Here is a 17,406-nt window from a genome sequence, read left to right on the forward strand (position 1 = left end):
AAAAATGCCCAGTGGAAATAATAGGTTTTGGGGAGGAATTGCCAATTTGGATTCCAAAGCCCGTCAATTTTTCTATTTTTGCAGTCGTTCAGCTAAAAAACTAGAAATAATTCAATCATGGCGGAGTACACTTTTAAGGAAATCGAGAAAAAATGGCAGGGATACTGGGAAAAGAATCAAACTTTCCTCACCAAGGTAAACCCTGACAAACCGAAATTCTATTCCTTGGATATGTTTCCGTATCCATCTGGAGCAGGACTACATGTAGGACATCCTCTGGGCTACATTGCATCTGATATTGTTTCCCGGTTTAAGATGCTCAAAGGATTCAATGTGTTGCATCCAATGGGCTACGATAGCTTTGGGCTTCCTGCAGAGCAATACGCAATTCAAACTGGACAGCATCCAGCGATTACTACAGAGCAAAACATCGCCAGATATACAGAACAGCTGAAGAATATAGGTTTTGCCTTCGACTGGAGTAAAGAGGTCAGAACATCCAACCCTGATTATTACAAGTGGACACAGTGGATCTTCATGCAGCTTTTTAATAGCTACTATGACCAGGATGCAGACAAGGCTCTTTCCATTGATTCGTTGATTGAGCGATTTGAGAAAGAAGGGAATCCAACAGTGAAGGCAGTTTGTGATGAGGATAGTAAGCTGTTTAGCGCCGCAGATTGGAACGCTTGCTCAGAAAAAGAAAAACAGGAAACACTCCTTAAATATAGACTGACTTTCTTAGCAGAAACCACTGTCAACTGGTGCGCTGCATTGGGAACTGTTCTTTCCAACGACGAAGTCAAAGAAGGTTTTTCTGAGCGTGGCGGGCATCCTGTGGAGCGTAAGAAAATGATGCAGTGGTCGATGCGAATCACTGCTTATGCAGATAGATTATTGAAAGGTTTGGACACAGTCGATTGGTCTGAGCCGATCAAAGAAATGCAGCGTAACTGGATTGGGAAATCAATCGGAGCTGATGTAGTTTTCCAGGTAAAAGATTCTGAACAAACCATCAAAGTCTTCACCACTCGGGTGGATACTATATATGGTGTCACCTATTTGGCTTTGGCACCAGAATCTGATCTAGCGGCAGCATTGATCACCGAAGATCAGCGTGAAAAAGCAGAAGCATATATTGAGGTAGCAAAAAACCGCTCCGAGCGTGAGCGTATGAGTGACGTCAAAACCATCTCAGGCGCATTCACCGGTTCCTATGCGATCAATCCGTTCAACGGAGAAGAGATCCAGGTTTGGGTGGCTGATTATGTGTTGGCGGGATATGGAACTGGCGCTGTGATGGCAGTCCCTGCTCATGATGAACGGGATTACAACTTTGCGAAACACTTCGATCTTGAGATAAGACAGGTAATCGAAGGCTCCATGGAAGAAGGTTCTTTCCCCGGAAAAGGTGGTTTGATTATCAATTCAGGCTTCATTTCCAATCTTTATATGAAAGATGCCATAATCAAAGCCATTGAGTTTTTGGAAGAAAAAGGCATAGGAAAAGGAAAAATTCAATACAGAATGCGCGACGCGATTTTCACACGTCAGCGTTATTGGGGCGAGCCACTCCCTGTTTATTTCAAAGACGGCTTACCTTATTTAATAGAGGAAAAAGACTTACCTTTGGTTTTGCCAGAGGTAGATAAATACTTGCCAACAGAAGACGGAGAGCCTCCACTTGCTCGCGCAAAAGACTGGAACTACAAAACTCCAGCAGGTGAATTTCCTTTGGAAAGAAGCACGATGCCGGGCTGGGCCGGATCTAGCTGGTATTTCTTCAGATATACTGATCCGAAGAACGAAACTGAGTTTGCGGACAAAGCAAATACAGATTACTGGGGATCGGTAGATTTATACATCGGAGGGTCTGAGCATGCTACAGGACACCTTTTATATTCCAGGTTTTGGACAAAGTTTTTGTTTGATCTTGGAATAGTGAGCGTCGATGAGCCATTCCAGAAGATGATCAACCAAGGTATGATTCAGGGAAGATCAAATTTTGTCTATAGAGTCAAAGGCACCAACCAATTTGTAAGCTATGGTTTGCGAGATCAATACGATACGTTTGCAATGCATGTGGACGTAAATATTGTCTACAATGACCAGTTGAAGTTGGAGAAATTCAAAGACTGGAGACCTGATCTTGAAGATGCTGAATTCATCTTGGAAGATGGCAAGTACATCTGTGGCTTTGAGGTGGAGAAGATGTCCAAGTCCAAGTACAACGTGGTAAATCCGGATGATATCATCGAGCGATATGGCGCAGATACCTTGAGACTTTACGAAATGTTCTTGGGGCCTTTGGAGCAATTCAAACCTTGGAACACCAATGGAATTGATGGAGTATTTAAATTCCTGAGAAAGCTTTGGAATCTTTATCATTCCAACTCTGGCGAATTCCAAGTTTCAGATTCAGAGCCGAGCAAAGAAGAATACAAAGCACTTCACAAGGCATTAAAGAAGATGGAGGAAGATATGTCCAATTTCTCCTTCAACACCTCTGTATCCAGCTTTATGATCTGCGTGAATGAACTGAGTGCGCTGAAGTCCAATAAACGAGGAATTCTAGAACCATTAGCACTTTTGGTTTCTCCTTATGCACCCCATATTGCAGAGGAACTTTGGAGTTTACTCGGACACGAGGGATCTATCACCGAAGCCACTTTTCCTGTTTTCGAAGAAAGCCATCTGAAAGAAAGTGCATTCGAATACCCAGTGATGATCAATGGGAAATTGCGCACTAAAATCAGTCTTGATCTATCTTTAACCAAAGATCAGATTCAAGTGGCCGCTTTGACAGATGATACTGTTCAAAAGTGGTTGGAAGGAAAAGCGCCTAAAAAGATCATAATCGTCCCTGGAAAGATTGTTAATTTGGTGATCTAAGAGAAAAAATTTCGTTGAAAGCTCAACCCCATCCAAGGTTGAGCTTTTTTCATGTTATCTTGATTCAAGTTATATTTGAGCGATGAACTGGGTCAAGGAAAATAGAGAAGCGATAAACTCACTTTGTAAAAAACACAAAGTAGAGAAGCTTTATGCCTTTGGCTCAGTATTGACTACTTCTTTCAATGATGAAAGTGACATGGATTTTTTAGTGGATTTCAAAGACGCTGAAATTCAAAAATTTGCTACCAATTTTTTTATGCTAAAATCGAGTTTAGAAGCTCTCTTCGGAAGAGAGGTTGACCTCATCGAGTCAGAAGCGATAAGTAATCCATATTTTAGAGAAGAAATAGAGGAGACAAAAAAGCTTGTTTATGAGTCGAAAAATTAAAAAATACCTTTTTGATATTTTGACTTGCATTGAAGAAATTGAAAGCTTCTTTGAAGGAAGAGAAGTTACTATTCAAAATCTCAGAAATGATCGAAAAACACTAAGGGCAGTTGAAAGGGATCTTGAGATTATAGGAGAAGCAACCAAAAGATTGTTGAAAATCTCTCCGCAGATAGAAATTTCCGGAGCTAATGAAATCATCGGAGCTAGGAATTATATTGCTCATGATTACGAGTCTGTTTCCCTCAAAATTTTAACAGAAATCTTAACCGACCACCTCCCCGTTTTAAAAACAGAAGTCATTGCCCTCTTGAATACTTAATGATCCTCCACACCTTTCCTATCTGAACTGTATTTATAGATCGAATTTTGGAGATAATCAGGCCCGAAATACGGGTAGAAGCACTCAAATTCATCCAAAGCACTTTAAAACATAGATGAGCCAAAATAAAATCCTTTATATAACTCCATCCATGCAGTCATTTGTAAAAAGTGACATCAGGATTTTGTCAAACTATTTTACAGTTCGGGTCATTAATCAACCTTGGGGGAATAAAAAACTTGCGCCGTTCAACTTCATCGCTCAATTTCTCTCCATGCTTTTCAGCATTTTCGGATCGAAATTCATCCTGGTCAATTTTGGCGGATACTGGGCTTTTTGGGCAACCATCTTTGGAAAGCTCTTTGGCAAGAAAGTATTCATTATCACCCACGGAACTGATTGCGCTTCCATTCCCGAGCTTAATTACGGAAGTCTTAGAATCAGTTTACTAAAGCGAATTTGCGAATTCAGCTATACCAGAGCCGAAGCAATATTCCCTGTCAGCGAATCTTTGATAGGAACTGAGTTACATTTCGATCCAGCCATCACTTCCAGAAAACAAGGTCTTTTATTCCATTTTCCTGACCTTAACGTACCCATCAAAACAATCTATAATGGCCTGGATGAAAGCCAATGGACTCTTCCCATAAAGCCAAATCGAATAACAAATAGCTTTTTGACAGTGATGTCACCCAGCCAATTTAACCTAAAGGGTGGTGACCTCATTCTGCAGATTTCGAGAGAATACCCACGCTGTAGTTTTTACTTTGCAGGAGTTCAGGCTTCAGAACTAGAGCTAGAAACTTGTGCAAACGTCCATTTTCTGGGGTTTTTGGATCCAAAAGAATTGCTCGAATGGTATCAGAAATGTGAGTTCTACTTTCAGCTTTCCAGCTTTGAAGGCTTTGGCTGTGCCTTATGTGAAGCCATGCTTTGCGGAGCAATCCCAATCGGTTCCGACACTAATCATATCCCAAAGATTGTAGGAGAAGCGGGATTTATCATACCCGAAAAATCCTTGAAATCTGCCGTTTCGGTCATGGATAAAGCCATCGGAAGTATCAATAAAGATATACTTTCCATAAATTCACGACTTCATATTCAAGCCAACTATTCTCTGGCGCTCAGAGAGCAAAAATTAATTGAAGCTCTGGAACATTTTACCGGCAAGTCTTATACTAACTAATGGAACAATTATTAAGTAAAATATCAAGGAATTTATATGTGATTCCGGGTGGATTTTTTGTCACCAAATTGTTTCGGAAATTCTTCAATAAACCTATTAATGGCAAAAATTGGAGGATTTTCGAATTTCGAGGAGTAACGATGAAGGTTGATATTTCAAAGCAAATGGGAAATGCAATCTATTGGCGTGGTGCTCATGACTGGGCTCCTATTTTCGTTTTAGAGAAGTTCCTAAAAAAGGGCGATACATTCATTGATGTGGGCGCAAACCAAGGTGAATATTCAGTTTGGGCAGCCAGAAAAGTCGGATCAAAAGGAAGAGTTCTGGCTTTTGAACCGATGCAGAAGCTTTTTGATCAATTGACCGAAAACATCCGACTCAACGAATCATTTCATAAAACCATTTTGCCTATAAAACTTGGCTTAGCTGATGAAAAAGGAGAAGTGATACTGTATGCCAGTGCTGATTCTAACGAGGGGACAAACACCATTTACAATACGGAAAAGTTCAGCATTGAACTCGGTAAAATCCAGCTTGACACCCTTGACGAGCAATTGAACGAGTTGAAAATAAATGAAGTGAATTTTCTCAAGATCGATGTAGAAGGAGCAGAACTTCAGGTACTAAAAGGTGCTCTAAACACGCTGAAAACACATCGGCCAATACTTCTTCTTGAAATAAACAAGGACGCCTGCATAGCAGGAGGTTATCTACCAGAGGATATTTTAGAACTTCTGAAACCTTTTGAATACTCCTTTTCGAAAATAGGCCTCAGAGGCACCTTAAGCAAGGTGGATACGCTGCCTGATTTTTGCAATATTCTGGCAATCCCTCAGTAGCTTTTCAATTTGATAAGCATAAAGCTTACTGACTGGGAAAGCTTACTGACTGGGATTTTAATCAATTAGCATGGGTTTCATTATATGTATTTTTTAGAAGTGGCCTCTTGTACTTTTAAGTCACCATTCCATTCTTTGGCCTGCGAAACCGAACACTCCAGAGTCATACTTCCTCTTACATAATAAGAGACAATAATATTAACATACTGGTCTAGAGCAACCTTACAAAAAGACTACAGGTTATACTTGCCAGATATTCTGATTTTCGGAGGTAGGAAGTTTTATGTTATATGTAGGTTTTACATTTAGGGGGAAAAACGAATGATCTGGTTCGATAAATTCATCCTTCAAATCCCAGCAGTATTTTAATTCTCAAAAAAAGGCTTTTCAGAATTTTCGAAAAGACTTTTCCATTTATGCCAAATTTCCAATATAAAAGAGCTGATTCTAATATTAAGTTATTTAAACCAGTTCCCCCAAACTCAACACAATTTTGACCTAAACCAAAGATTTTTTAAACCACCTTTTCCAACATCAACAAAATGCTAAAAAATATACCCATAAAAAAAGGGGGCTTTTTGGGAAAAGCCCCCGAGAGTGGGTCTATTGTCAATCATCTAAAACCAAATATACTTTTGTAATCCTTGCTGTGTATTTGTTTTTTTGATCTTTATACTTTGATAAACATAATGAAAATGTTTTAAACCGCCCAAAAACAAATAATTATTTTTCGTGAATATTATCCAAAGCATTACTTGAAGACTGCATTTAACCCCTTACTCTCATTCAACAACCTTCTTAACTTTGCCCAAATGGATTATTTAAGAAAAAAGCCTATTTTTCATTATCTTCAAAGGTGTCATCACAAATTATGAAGGAATTAATTATTGTTTTGGGAATAATCGCTTTGTTCTATTTTACTGCCACACAGATTGTCCCACTTTATATTGAAGCTCCAAGAAACCTGGTCAAATCACCTCAACCCTATTCTGTGTCCAAAGAAGCCGAAACTGTTTATGATCGGGTGAACTTCATCTCAGACTTGCATTGGGATGCCTTGCTTTGGGAAAAAAACTTAACCTTAACAGGAAGTCGAGAACAAGTAAGTTTCTTAAGAGGTTGCCAAGCCAATGTCGCTTTAGAGATACTTGCGATTGTACCACAGTCTCTATCCGGGCATAATATGCAGGGCAAGAGTTCAGATGCTTTTAACAATATCGCAACCCCTTCAATAGCAAAGGCAGAATCACTCGCTAACTGGTTTAGACCAATCAATCGCACACTTGCAGGATCCGAAAAGCTGGCGGATTTTACAGAATTGGAAATCAAAGCTATAATGGGCGGGAATTTGAAAAGATTTTTCCTTCAAAACCATCTATAAATGAACGAAACCCACCTCCATCAAGAGAGCAAATACTTCCAAAAACTTCAGGAATATCTTCGAGAGTTTGTGTACGGCGGAATAGACGGCGCAGTGACCACATTTGCAGTAGTCGCTGGTGGATTTGGTGCTGATCTGGATGCCGGAATTATCATCATTCTGGGCTTTGCAAATTTGCTCGCTGATGGTTTTTCAATGTCTGTGGGGGCATACCTATCTGCTAAAAGCGATAAGGAGAACTATAAGAAACATGAATCAATTGAGTACTGGGAAATAGAAAACCTACCTGAAGTGGAGCGGGAAGAGATCGCAGATATTTATAGAGCTAAAGGATTTCAGGGAGAATTATTGAAAAAAGTAGTGGATCAAATCACTTCAAATAAAGATATCTGGGTAGCTGAAATGATGAAAGACGAACTAAACCTGATGGAGGAAACCAAAAGCCCGTTCAAAATCGGCGTCGCTACTTTCGTTTCTTTTCTTGTCGTTGGGTTTATCCCGCTTTTGGTATATCTGTGGACATTTTTTCATCCCTCTCTTCTCAATATTTTCTTTTGGACAAGTGTGCTCACTGGTTTGGCCTTTGTAGTAATTGGTGCTTTAAAATCGTTAGTAAATCAGACTTCAGTGGTTAAAAGTATTGCAGAGACAGTGGGATTAGGACTTTTGGCTGCCTTGGTTGCCTATTACGTAGGAGATATACTCGAAAACTTTTTCATAAAATAAACCATGAAAACCATAGATGAAGTGCTGATCCGAATGGATCAAATCGTAGATGACTGCAAAAGCAATCAATCACGCATTGGCTACTTTGCAGTTTTGTACAGACAAGTCACACGCAGAATCAAATCTGGAATTGTCGCTGGAGAATTTGAGAACAATACCCGAATGGAAAAGTTGGATGTACTTTTTGCTGGAAGATTCATTGATGCATACGACGTGTGGAAATCTGGCCAGAAACCTACAGAAAGCTGGTTCTTGGCTTTTGAGGCTTGCAAAAAGAGCAGCTACTTAGTCCTTCAGCATTTGTTTCTGGGTATTAATGCCCACATCAATTTAGACTTGGGTATTTCAGCTGCAGACACCATGGGAACGGAGCCTATCGCTGGAATTAAGAACGACTTCAATAAAATCAATGCTGTTTTGGCAGAATTGGTAGATGGAGTCAAAGCCAACATCAGTAAGGTATCTCCGATTTTTGGCTGGCTAATCCCCTTAGCAAAAGGTCGAGATGAAATGCTGCTTAATTTCTCCATCCAACTTGCCAGGGATGGTGCATGGAAATATGCAGGAGAGTATTTCACTTGTGAAGACCGAGAAGCTTCGATCCTAGAGCGTGACATGAATATTGCCAAACTCGCAAATAAGCTGATCAACCCAGGAAAATTGTTACTGTTTTTTGTGAAAATGGTCAGCTTCGCTGAATGGAAATCCGTGAGCCGAGCGATGGATCAATTGGATGTGGTTGTTAAGGAAGCGCAGGCTGTTTAAAATCAAAGAAACCTTTTAGCAGGTCCTCCTGAGCAAATCAAAAAATATATTCCTTCAGAAAATCCTCACATCCCAACACAGGAATTTTAGAATAATAGAAGCCATCTGAGTCTTCTGTCACTATCACTTCACAATCACTCCCTAAAGCAGAATAATATTCCAAACCATTTTCAAAATCCTGAACTTGCCGATTTGACAAGGTTTGATTGCATGTAGCTTGATCCACTGCTGTCATTGAAATCTTTTTGGACAGCATTTCTATTTTCAACTTAGCCATGTCCGTACCACTTTTTTTTTCCGAAAAGTAAAATGCAATCGCTAAACAGATCGGTGAACTATAAAGTTGCATACCACTTCGATCAGACAAACTGAGTACTCTGGAAGAAATCGGAAATAATGGATACTCCTTATTCAAGACAGAGATCAAGACATTCGCATCAAGAAAAATTTTCATTTCTTAGAAGAGAAGAAATCATCCTTCAAGTCTTTTCTACTTGGTGATTTTCTGTACTCGATCCGACCCTCAGCCACAAAGTCCACCCAATCAGAAACGGGTAGCTCTTCGAGGGACTTGTAATTTTTGGAGGTAATCTGAGAATAAAGATATTCTGTCAGTCTGGACAGACTTATGTTGTGATGCTCAGCAAAGACCTTTGCACGATCAATTACATCTTTGTCGAATGATAGTGTGACTTTCGCATCCATAACCCAGAATTTTAAGTTTACGTAAAGATAAATAAATCAATACGTACACTATTATTTCTAGTAACATTTTTCCACAAAAAAAATATCAATCGAATCTTGACCAGTGAAAGCAAAATCGTAAAAAAACTCGCTTATGATCGAGCAATAACTTTATTTGATTTAACGAAATTCCCCCTACTTTCAAAAAGTTGACTTCGTAAGCTCACGAATATCAAATCGCCTAAAATTCAGTCTATTTATGATCCGTTATTCAGAATCTTGCCAGTAGAAAATTAATAGGATCGAAGGTCCAAAGACACATTGAATTCAGGTTTACTTCGGTCTTTGGTCATTGGTCTTCCAACCCGTTGACCAAAGAGAATTCGCTTACTGGCAGAAAAGCGTACATAAAGATAACTTTATCACCTTTTATCTTTTACACCTTAAATTTGGATTCTATTTCAGAAATCTCCGCATTTGTTTGGGCCTTATTTTTTCGATTGGTTTTTTCCTTTTGAAGATCATTTCCATAGAAATGTGTCTCTTGAAAATACCCAACCCTTGCTTCGGATTCGCCTTTCGCAAAAGTCCATTTCTCACCTTTGAATAGCTTAACCTTGTCCTCATGTAGCTCTAAGTACTCATCATATGGGCCACGGGGAGAAATTAATTTCACGAAGATTGGAGCTGTCTCAATCGCGATAAAAAGAAGCATAATAAAGGTATTTGCCATCGCCATCGCAGAACTCTCTTTTGTCAAAGCATCTAAAGCTTCCATCCTAGCAGCCAATCCATCGAAACCTTCGATACCTGGTTGCTGCTTTTCAAACTCCGACTGACGTAGAGCCGCAAACTTACGAATCTGAGCCTCCAGTGTATCGATTCTCACTTGATTTCTCAGTCTTATATCATCCAAAGTCACTTGTGCTGCATCAAGTTGCTGCTCCTTCTTTTTTGCGTTAGTTCCTAATCCGACAACCCCACTCGTACTAGCAGTCTTTTCTCCAAATCTCTCCGCATCATACTCCTCTTGGAGCTGATTACGATAGGTTTCAAAGTCGGAAACTTCAGCTTTTAATGTTTCAATTTTGGATTCCAATTTTTGAATTTCAGGAAAACCCTTAGCGAGATTCAATTTGGATTCGGTAATAAACTCAGTTCGCTTTTCATCAATCTTGCGATTAATTTCCCGCTCAAACATTTTCAATTCCAAAGGCTTAGATATTACTAAAGCCAACAAAACGGCCAATACTAATCTAGGAATCGCCAGCTTCCATTCAGCCCAAGCTTTTTCCTTCTTTCGCATACTGGAAACGATAAATCTATCCAGATTGAAGATCATCAAGCCCCATAGCATCCCAAAGAAAATTGCCGGCCAAATGGATTGAAAAACCGTGTACAATGCATAGCCAGCTGCCAATGCTGCTAGTACTCCTGTAAAAAACACCGTTGCTCCAATTCCTAGATATTTATTGGATTCTGTGGGTGATCTTTTGAGCAATGAGAAATTAGCGCCACTACAAAACCAGAAAAAGCGAGTGATTCTATCCATATCAGATAATTGGTTGACTTGAATACACAACGCCAAAACTTCTCCAAAAAGGCGGGATTTTAAATATCAGAAAACAATTGTGACGAAAGCAGGGGAAAAACCTCATTGTGATCAAATAAAAGGCATTACGTGGGACGAAAAAATTCTTTGTTCATTAAATGGACAAAACCTAACTATGTACGACCTGTACGAAAATGCTCGCTAGTCGCACGATTTTGTTCAGCTTTTTTGAATCCATAAGGACTTTGAAAACCCATATTCTGGAATTACTGAGTTGCTTGCCTATATTTAATCTATGAAGAAATTAATCTCAGCTTTCGTTTTAGCCTTTTTGGTTCAGTTCACATTTGCTCAAGAACTCGCTTTTCAGGACGAAGTTAATAGGCGAGCAACAGAAATCGATGATACAGGATGGGATAAAGGTAGTGTAGTTTTTACCGGCAGCTCTAGCGTGAGAATGTGGAAAAATCTTCAAGATCAGTTTCCTGATGTAGCTATAATTAATTCGGCTTTTGGAGGATCTACCGCGGATCAGTTACTGATGCATTTGGATAAAACTGTCCTTCAATATGAACCATCAAAAGTATTCATCTACGAAGGTGACAATGACATCAATTCTGGTCAAGAAATATCAGACATCATGGGAAACCTGGATGAGTTGGTAACAAAGATTCATGCGAAATACCCGAACACAATTGTCAATCTGATCGCTGCAAAGCCAAGTCCTTCAAGGTGGGAAAAAAAGACCTCCTATCTCGCCCTCAATGACCTCATTCGCCAGTATGCTACTACCCATGATAATGTACATATTGTGAATGTATGGGATATTATGCTGGATGACTCAGGTAAGCCGAAAGCTGATATTTTCTTAGAAGACAATCTTCACATGAATGAAAAGGGATATGAACTGTGGAAGGAAATATTTACTCCGTTTATGAAGTGAAACTACCAGCCTAGTATGAAAATGATAAGACAACCCAAGAACTACTTGCTCTGATCTAAAATCATACTCGTGCTTGATCAACTGATCTAAACTCAATTTCTATGCATTATCTCACGCTCATAGGTCGAGTCTAGTCCCAAAAGAAGCTTATTTCAAACCCAAACTGATAGCAATTCATAAGATTCCATTTTGTGAAAAGCCCCAACTAATTAACCTGTAAGGCTTTCAGGATATTTCCATATTTTACCCGCATCATTAAAGTTTTTACCGGAAGTATTAAAGCTCGACCCTCCTTTCAATCAAATCCTGAACCTTTATCCTGTGCATTTGATTGTAGAGCTACTAGAAAACAGAGAAGAAAGACGAAAGTGAGTTGGATTTTCATTTGACTCAGGTTTGGTGGAATTCTACTAAAATGTAATCCCTAAGACAAACCAAGCTCGGATTCATCTCGTATTTCAGTGTATTGGAATCTTAATAAACCCTAAACAATCAAAACAGAATTACAGAAATCGAGTTTAGAGTACTGTTATTGCTATTTCACCCAAAAATAAAAAAGGACCAAAAAATATGTTTAGCTCAAATAAACTCTTAATGCCTATGTTATCGCTCATTGTAGCACTGATGTTTGCCTGCGGAAATACTTCGGTTCAAAACCAAGAATCGTCTGCTGATGTCAACAAACTGGCAGACTACAAAGGAAAAACAGAATTAGCCACTTTTGCTGGTGGATGCTTCTGGTGTGTAGAAGCACCGTTTGAAGGAATCGACGGAATTGTCACTGTCATTTCAGGATATGCTGGTGGCAAAGAAAAAAACCCAACATATGGTGAAGTATCTGGCGGAAAGACTTCTCATCGCGAATCCGTTCAAATCACCTTTGATCCGGAAGTGATCAGTTACTCCGAATTGGTGGACATATTCTGGCAAACTTTTGACCCAACAGATGTAGGGGGATCATTCTATGATCGAGGCTCACAATATGAGTCAGCAATCTTTTTCCATGATGCTGAGCAAAAGAAAGTGGCAGAAGAATCAAAAAAACTGCTTGATAATTCGGGCAAATTTGAAAAACCAGTTGCTACTCCATTGATCAAGTACACCAACTTCTACCCGGCTGAGGAGTATCATCAGGATTATTACAAAAAAAGTCCAACTGATTACTATTCTTATCGCAAAGGATCAGGCCGTGATAAATTCATCCAGGAACATTGGCCTGAGCTTTCAGAAAAAAAATACAGCGCTCCATCCAAATCTGAGTTAAAGAAGACCTTAACAGATTTACAATATGAAGTGACCCAAGAAGATGCGACAGAGCTCTCTTTTCAAAATGAATATAATGGCAATAAAAAGGATGGAATCTATGTGGATATCGTATCAGGCGCACCTCTTTTCAGCTCCAAAGACAAATATGAATCAGGCTCAGGATGGCCTAGCTTCACTAAGCCTATCGATGCTAGGGTATTGGAAAAGCCAACGGACAGTGATCTCGGCATGCTAAGAGTAGAGGTAAGAAGTAAGTTTGGAGAAAGCCATATAGGACATGTGTTCTACGATGGCCCGGAACCTACAAGTTTGAGGTATTGTATGAATTCAGCAGCGATGAAATTCATCCCCAAAGAGGAAATGGAAGCCGCAGGATATGGAGATTATCTATGGTTGGTTAATTGATTTTTAGAGAAGAGGCTACTTTCGGGTAGCCTTTTTTAATGAATAAGTGGAGATAGCAGATTTTTTTGACAGGTTTTTCAATTAAAATCATCCCGATTTCTATCTTTAAGTCAAACTTGTTCTCATTATGAAAAAATTCGCTTGGATTGCTGGTATCGTTTTAATAGGAGTTTTGGCTGGGATATTTTGGTACAAATTTTACTTCGTATTTGGAGAGGGTGTAAAAGCAGGAAGCTTGAATTACTTCGTAAAAAAAGGCGTAATGTTCAAAACCTATGAAGGGCGGGTTGTACAGGAAGGATTTCAAAGCCCTACAGCAGGCGCATTGCAAAGCAATGAATTCAGGTTTAGCGTTGTGGATGATAGCATTGCAGAGGAGCTAGAGAGGGCCTCTGGCAAATTTGTAGAACTTCGCTACAAAGAATATAATGGAACACTTCCGTGGAGAGGAACTAGCAATTTTGTGGTGACCGAGGTCCTGACTGTAAACAATTCGGGCAAAACTGACGGATCAGCCTTGCCCTTTGATCAATAATTAAGGACGAGTCCAGTAATCGACTACCGTCACTTTATCTAAGTGAGGGCCTAGGATAGCACCGAAAGCCTTATGCGCTGGATGTGGCAAATAGGCATCTCTTGCTTCATTGGAATAAAAAGTCAATGTAAAAGCATGAGTCAAACCCTGGTTCAAACCTTCTGGACTTGAATTAATTCCCCACTCAAAATCCTCAATCCCATCAATCTCATTCTGAAGGTTTCTGAAAGCATCTACTACAGATTGAATATCTTCTTGAGACGACGTCTCTTTAAAGCTAAAATAAACATGGTGTCGTAGTACTGAATCAGGTTTTGCTGCCATAGTTTCTTGAATTTCTTCTGTACTTTCATTTTCGATTTGTTTCTCTTCTTTTTCCGCACAAGAAAGTGCTAAGACTAAAGGAAGGAAATAGAGTAGTTTTTTCATAGGTTATAGATTTTAGACCAATCTAAGGAGATTCAACAAATTATTCTAAATCTGACGGAGATTCTAAAACTCCGTTCTAAAATAGATACCAATATTCAAGAGAACTTTCAGAAATAGAAAGGAGTTTGATCCTATCACATCCCGACAACAAAGTACTAGTTCAAGAACCTGGAAATATTGAAATTGAGGAGTTGATCACTCGTCTTTCACTTTCCAACTTCAACCCTATTGACCATGAGAGTTGCATTTTTCAGCACCAAATCCTACGACAAAGAGAGTTTTAAACATTATTTGCCAGATCATACGCACGAGCTTACCTTTTTTGAGCCAAATCTTGATAGCAAAACCATAGCACTTGCAGCTGGCTTTGATACTATCTGCTCCTTTGTTAATGATCTTTTGGATGAAAAAATACTTACTAAGCTCTCTGAATTGGGTGTGAAGAATATCGTACTGAGATGCGCCGGTTATAATCAGGTTGATTTGAAAAAGGCTTCTGAACTTGGATTGAAAATATGCAGAGTTCCAGCATACAGTCCAGAAGCTGTGGCAGAACATGCGCTTGCGCTTTTGATGACTTTGAGTAGGAAAACCCATAAAGCTTATAACCGCGTCCGTGACAACAATTTTTCAATAGATGGCCTTACAGGATTTAACATTCACGGCAAAACGGCTGGAATAATCGGTACAGGTGCTATTGGAAAGGCTTTTTGCAAAATCATGCTTGGAATAGGGTGTAAAGTCCTTGCTTACGATATATACGAAAATGAGGAGCTCAAAAGTCTAGGCGTCACCTACTTGCCACGCGAAGAGCTGTTTGCTCAAAGTGAAATCATTTCTCTCCATTGCCCATTAACGCCCGAAACATTTCACCTGATAAACCCCAAATCCCTAAGTAAGATGAAAGATGAGGTGGTTCTCATCAATACTAGCAGAGGCGCGTTGATAGACACAAAAGCTGTGATTAAAGCATTGAAAAAACGTAAAGTGGGAAACTTGGGTATTGATGTATATGAGCAAGAAGAGGACTTATTTTTCCAGAATCTCTCCGAAGAGATTTTGCTTGATGAGCAAATAGCTCGGTTGATGACTTTTCCAAATGTGCTGATCACAGGACATCAAGCCTTTCTCACTAATGAGGCCTTGGCACAGATTGCAAAGATCACCCTTCAAAACTTGGATGAATTAGCGGCTGGAGGGGAACTCACAAATGAAGTGAAATGGAAGAGTAAAGAATGATAATAGGTAGAAATTTACCTATTTGAAATAAAGTAAAAGCACTTAAAGCTCTTTTCGGAACTTAGTATTAACACAAAAATGCCTGCAAATCATAGATCTGCAGGCATCAAACTTTGTATTTCTTACTTGGGCAGAGCCCAATTGGAATTACTTAGCTACTTTAACGTTCACTGCGTTAACGCCTTTTTTACCCTGAACTACGTCATAAGTAACGTGATCGTTCTCGCGGATTTCGTGTACTAGACCTGAGTGGTGTACGAATACATCTTCACTGTTGTCTGCTGGTGTAATAAAACCAAAGCCTTTGGTTGTGTTAAAGAATTTTACTGTTCCTTCATTCATGATTACTAACTTTTTAAATTGGTGTTTCTATTATTTTGTTGTTGTGCATTGTTCGGATATTCTCTTCTCGGAGGATTTTCCTTCCTTTGCGGATTTTCTTTTTTCGGTGGTTCTGGTTCTGGCGGAGTGTCTGAGATGTTACCAAACTCATCCACGTACGCAATCATATCGTCCAGATCTCCGCTTTTCGGCTGATCCTTACGAGCAGCCATCTTTTCTTGCTTTTCTCTCTTTTTTCTCTTTTTAAGTTCTGCTTTTTGCTTTTTAATGAATGTGTTCTGGTTTTTTGACATTTCGGCAATATTAGTTCACAAATGTTATGGCCCGGCCGGTTTTTCCGGCTCGACCTGTCCGGCCGATTCTGTGGATATAACTATCCATAGACATGGGAAGCTGGTAATTGATCACATGGGTTACATCAGCTACGTCTATACCTCTGGCTGCTACATCAGTAGCTACCAGCACTCGAGTCATTCCGGCTTTGAACTCATCTATGGTTCTATTCCGAAAATTTTGGGACTTATTTCCATGAATCAACCCAGACTTAATTCCGGACTGATTTAATTTCAGACTCAACTTATCCGCAAGCCGTTTAGTTTCCGTGAAAATGATCACTTTCTCCAATTCGTTACCTTTGAATAAATCTGCAAGTATATCAAACTTATCCTTGCCTTCCGGCACGCGGATAATTTCTTGATCTACATTCTCACTGGTTGTACCACCAGTATTCACTTTAATCTCTACAGGATTATTTAGCAGTCCATCAATAAGAGCTTTCTGGCTTGGTTCCAACGTCGCAGAGAACAGCATAGTCTGGCTTCTCTTCGTCATCAAATTTACGAGTTTTTTTACATCATGTACAAAACCCATATCCAACATCCTATCAAACTCATCCAAAACAAGCGTATTTACTCGATTGAGATGAAGCAACTTACGGTTTGAAAGATCCAATAATCTACCTGGAGTACCAACAATCACGTGAAGCTTTCTACTTAAAGCTTTAAAGTCAGAATTGATATTCGTTCCACCGATGAAAGTGTTAGAATACAAATTCATTCCTTTACTTAAACTTTTGAATTCTTCTTCGATTTGCAAAGCCAACTCACGAGTTGGGGTGACAATCAAAGCAGTAAAATTCTGTGGGTCTAGCTTTGCATGCTCAATAATCGGAATCAAGAACGCACCGGTTTTACCCGAACCAGTATTAGATATCCCAAGCAAATCTCTTCTGTCCATCAAAGATGGTATAGCTTGCTCCTGAATATTGGTCATGCTTTCATACCCTTTCGCTTCGATATTTCTCAACAAAGAAGTATGCAGCTTAACACTTGAGAAAGGTGTCTCGGAGCGAAATCCTTCTTGTCCACTAGGCTCTGCCTTTTTGACAAGCAAGTTAGGATCTAATTTCGATTCCTTCTTTTTATTCTGACCTGGCCTACCTGTAGGGCGAGAATTTCGCCTTTGGTTTGCTGCAGGTCTTGTATTACTGTTTCTATTACTATTCATGAT

The 17,406-nt window shown here is 39.4% G+C and carries 19 protein-coding genes; 12 read left to right on the plus strand and 7 right to left on the minus strand.

The annotated features are described in order from the left end of the window. The first annotated feature begins 117 nt into the window (after nt 1-117). The 8 genes from leuS to BVH04_RS08140 all read left to right on the plus strand — a co-directional run bounded on the left by leuS (nt 118) and on the right by BVH04_RS08140 (nt 8,502). Nucleotides 118-2,892: a leucine--tRNA ligase gene (leuS, locus tag BVH04_RS08105; protein WP_086540971.1), complete on the plus strand. Its 2,775-nt coding sequence runs from the start codon at nt 118-120 to the stop codon at nt 2,890-2,892. A gap of 82 nt (nt 2,893-2,974) precedes the next feature. Continuing rightward, complete coding sequence (locus BVH04_RS08110; RefSeq protein WP_086540972.1) at nt 2,975-3,283, plus strand: nucleotidyltransferase family protein; 309 nt, start codon at nt 2,975-2,977, stop codon at nt 3,281-3,283. Further along, the gene (locus tag BVH04_RS08115) at nt 3,267-3,605 is read left to right on the plus strand and encodes a HepT-like ribonuclease domain-containing protein (protein ID WP_086540973.1); all 339 of its coding nucleotides are present in this window, start codon (nt 3,267-3,269) and stop codon (nt 3,603-3,605) included. The genes BVH04_RS08110 and BVH04_RS08115 overlap by 17 nt, the downstream gene beginning before the upstream one ends. 115 nt (nt 3,606-3,720) lie before the next feature. Next, complete coding sequence (locus BVH04_RS08120; protein ID WP_086540974.1) at nt 3,721-4,791, plus strand: glycosyltransferase family 4 protein; 1,071 nt, start codon at nt 3,721-3,723, stop codon at nt 4,789-4,791. Next, complete coding sequence (locus tag BVH04_RS08125) at nt 4,791-5,630, plus strand: FkbM family methyltransferase (protein WP_086540975.1); 840 nt, start codon at nt 4,791-4,793, stop codon at nt 5,628-5,630. Before BVH04_RS08120 ends, BVH04_RS08125 begins: the two co-directional genes overlap by 1 nt. A gap of 871 nt (nt 5,631-6,501) precedes the next feature. Next, on the plus strand, nt 6,502-7,011 hold the full coding sequence (locus BVH04_RS08130) for a hypothetical protein (RefSeq protein WP_086540976.1): 510 nt from the start codon (nt 6,502-6,504) through the stop codon (nt 7,009-7,011). Then, nucleotides 7,012-7,737, plus strand: coding sequence for a VIT1/CCC1 transporter family protein (locus tag BVH04_RS08135; RefSeq protein WP_086540977.1), 726 nt, complete (start codon nt 7,012-7,014; stop codon nt 7,735-7,737). A 3-nt stretch (nt 7,738-7,740) separates the two neighbouring features. After that, nucleotides 7,741-8,502: a DUF5995 family protein gene (locus BVH04_RS08140; RefSeq protein WP_086540978.1), complete on the plus strand. Its 762-nt coding sequence runs from the start codon at nt 7,741-7,743 to the stop codon at nt 8,500-8,502. Nucleotides 8,503-8,539: 37 nt separating this feature from the next. Here the strand turns inward: BVH04_RS08140 and BVH04_RS08145 are convergent, their stop codons facing one another. The 3 genes from BVH04_RS08145 to BVH04_RS08155 all read right to left on the minus strand — a co-directional run bounded on the left by BVH04_RS08145 (nt 8,540) and on the right by BVH04_RS08155 (nt 10,738). Beyond that, nucleotides 8,540-8,956 (minus strand): PIN domain-containing protein, encoded by a 417-nt coding sequence (locus BVH04_RS08145; protein ID WP_086540979.1) that lies wholly within the window; start codon nt 8,954-8,956, stop codon nt 8,540-8,542. Further along, complete coding sequence (locus BVH04_RS08150; RefSeq protein ID WP_086540980.1) at nt 8,953-9,207, minus strand: DUF6364 family protein; 255 nt, start codon at nt 9,205-9,207, stop codon at nt 8,953-8,955. Before BVH04_RS08150 ends, BVH04_RS08145 begins: the two co-directional genes overlap by 4 nt. 415 nt (nt 9,208-9,622) lie before the next feature. Further along, a complete protein-coding gene (locus tag BVH04_RS08155; RefSeq protein ID WP_086540981.1) occupies nt 9,623-10,738 on the minus strand; it encodes a DUF4407 domain-containing protein in 1,116 nt (371 codons plus the stop codon). A gap of 295 nt (nt 10,739-11,033) precedes the next feature. Here BVH04_RS08155 and BVH04_RS08160 point away from each other — a divergent pair, with 295 nt between their 5' ends. The 3 genes from BVH04_RS08160 (at nt 11,034) to BVH04_RS08170 (ending at nt 13,887) form a co-directional block, all read left to right on the plus strand. Then, nucleotides 11,034-11,681: a GDSL-type esterase/lipase family protein gene (locus tag BVH04_RS08160; protein ID WP_086540982.1), complete on the plus strand. Its 648-nt coding sequence runs from the start codon at nt 11,034-11,036 to the stop codon at nt 11,679-11,681. 600 nt (nt 11,682-12,281) lie between these two features. Then, nucleotides 12,282-13,352, plus strand: a complete 1,071-nt coding sequence (gene msrB / locus BVH04_RS08165) for a peptide-methionine (R)-S-oxide reductase MsrB (protein ID WP_317045490.1) — start codon at nt 12,282-12,284, stop codon at nt 13,350-13,352. A gap of 127 nt (nt 13,353-13,479) precedes the next feature. Beyond that, complete coding sequence (locus tag BVH04_RS08170) at nt 13,480-13,887, plus strand: hypothetical protein (RefSeq protein WP_086540984.1); 408 nt, start codon at nt 13,480-13,482, stop codon at nt 13,885-13,887. On the opposite strand, the gene BVH04_RS08175 is transcribed toward BVH04_RS08170, so the two are convergent. Next, nucleotides 13,888-14,316, minus strand: a complete 429-nt coding sequence (locus BVH04_RS08175) for a Dabb family protein (protein ID WP_086540985.1) — start codon at nt 14,314-14,316, stop codon at nt 13,888-13,890. It lies immediately after the preceding gene. A 234-nt stretch (nt 14,317-14,550) separates the two neighbouring features. On the opposite strand from BVH04_RS08175, the gene BVH04_RS08180 reads away from it, so the two are divergent. Beyond that, a complete protein-coding gene (locus BVH04_RS08180) occupies nt 14,551-15,555 on the plus strand; it encodes a 2-hydroxyacid dehydrogenase (RefSeq protein WP_086540986.1) in 1,005 nt (334 codons plus the stop codon). A gap of 147 nt (nt 15,556-15,702) precedes the next feature. On the opposite strand, the gene BVH04_RS08185 is transcribed toward BVH04_RS08180, so the two are convergent. The 3 genes from BVH04_RS08185 to BVH04_RS08195 are packed head-to-tail and all read right to left on the minus strand — an operon-like array spanning nt 15,703 to nt 17,403. Then, nucleotides 15,703-15,897, minus strand: a complete 195-nt coding sequence (locus BVH04_RS08185) for a cold-shock protein (RefSeq protein WP_086501652.1) — start codon at nt 15,895-15,897, stop codon at nt 15,703-15,705. A 5-nt stretch (nt 15,898-15,902) separates the two neighbouring features. After that, nucleotides 15,903-16,190, minus strand: a complete 288-nt coding sequence (locus BVH04_RS08190; protein ID WP_205635819.1) for a cold-shock protein — start codon at nt 16,188-16,190, stop codon at nt 15,903-15,905. Nucleotides 16,191-16,200: 10 nt separating this feature from the next. Next, on the minus strand, nt 16,201-17,403 hold the full coding sequence (locus tag BVH04_RS08195; protein ID WP_086540987.1) for a DEAD/DEAH box helicase: 1,203 nt from the start codon (nt 17,401-17,403) through the stop codon (nt 16,201-16,203). Nucleotides 17,404-17,406: the final 3 nt, after the last annotated feature.

It is taken from the genome of Algoriphagus antarcticus, assembly GCF_002150685.1.
GTDB lineage: Bacteria > Bacteroidota > Bacteroidia > Cytophagales > Cyclobacteriaceae > Algoriphagus > Algoriphagus antarcticus.

Coding starts and splice junctions, on each gene's coding strand:
- BVH04_RS08180 (WP_086540986.1), top strand. CDS start 14,551: ATGAGAGTTGCATTTTTCAGCACCAAATCCTACGACAAAGAGAGTTTT.
- BVH04_RS08185 (WP_086501652.1), bottom strand. CDS start 15,897: ATGAATGAAGGAACAGTAAAATTCTTTAACACAACCAAAGGCTTTGGT.
- BVH04_RS08140 (WP_086540978.1), top strand. CDS start 7,741: ATGAAAACCATAGATGAAGTGCTGATCCGAATGGATCAAATCGTAGAT.
- BVH04_RS08160 (WP_086540982.1), top strand. CDS start 11,034: ATGAAGAAATTAATCTCAGCTTTCGTTTTAGCCTTTTTGGTTCAGTTC.
- BVH04_RS08130 (WP_086540976.1), top strand. CDS start 6,502: ATGAAGGAATTAATTATTGTTTTGGGAATAATCGCTTTGTTCTATTTT.
- BVH04_RS08110 (WP_086540972.1), top strand. CDS start 2,975: ATGAACTGGGTCAAGGAAAATAGAGAAGCGATAAACTCACTTTGTAAA.
- BVH04_RS08135 (WP_086540977.1), top strand. CDS start 7,012: ATGAACGAAACCCACCTCCATCAAGAGAGCAAATACTTCCAAAAACTT.
- BVH04_RS08190 (WP_205635819.1), bottom strand. CDS start 16,190: ATGTCAAAAAACCAGAACACATTCATTAAAAAGCAAAAAGCAGAACTT.
- BVH04_RS08115 (WP_086540973.1), top strand. CDS start 3,267: ATGAGTCGAAAAATTAAAAAATACCTTTTTGATATTTTGACTTGCATT.
- BVH04_RS08195 (WP_086540987.1), bottom strand. CDS start 17,403: ATGAATAGTAATAGAAACAGTAATACAAGACCTGCAGCAAACCAAAGG.
- BVH04_RS08125 (WP_086540975.1), top strand. CDS start 4,791: ATGGAACAATTATTAAGTAAAATATCAAGGAATTTATATGTGATTCCG.
- BVH04_RS08170 (WP_086540984.1), top strand. CDS start 13,480: ATGAAAAAATTCGCTTGGATTGCTGGTATCGTTTTAATAGGAGTTTTG.
- BVH04_RS08175 (WP_086540985.1), bottom strand. CDS start 14,316: ATGAAAAAACTACTCTATTTCCTTCCTTTAGTCTTAGCACTTTCTTGT.
- BVH04_RS08120 (WP_086540974.1), top strand. CDS start 3,721: ATGAGCCAAAATAAAATCCTTTATATAACTCCATCCATGCAGTCATTT.
- msrB (WP_317045490.1), top strand. CDS start 12,282: ATGTTATCGCTCATTGTAGCACTGATGTTTGCCTGCGGAAATACTTCG.
- leuS (WP_086540971.1), top strand. CDS start 118: ATGGCGGAGTACACTTTTAAGGAAATCGAGAAAAAATGGCAGGGATAC.
- BVH04_RS08155 (WP_086540981.1), bottom strand. CDS start 10,738: ATGGATAGAATCACTCGCTTTTTCTGGTTTTGTAGTGGCGCTAATTTC.
- BVH04_RS08145 (WP_086540979.1), bottom strand. CDS start 8,956: ATGAAAATTTTTCTTGATGCGAATGTCTTGATCTCTGTCTTGAATAAG.
- BVH04_RS08150 (WP_086540980.1), bottom strand. CDS start 9,207: ATGGATGCGAAAGTCACACTATCATTCGACAAAGATGTAATTGATCGT.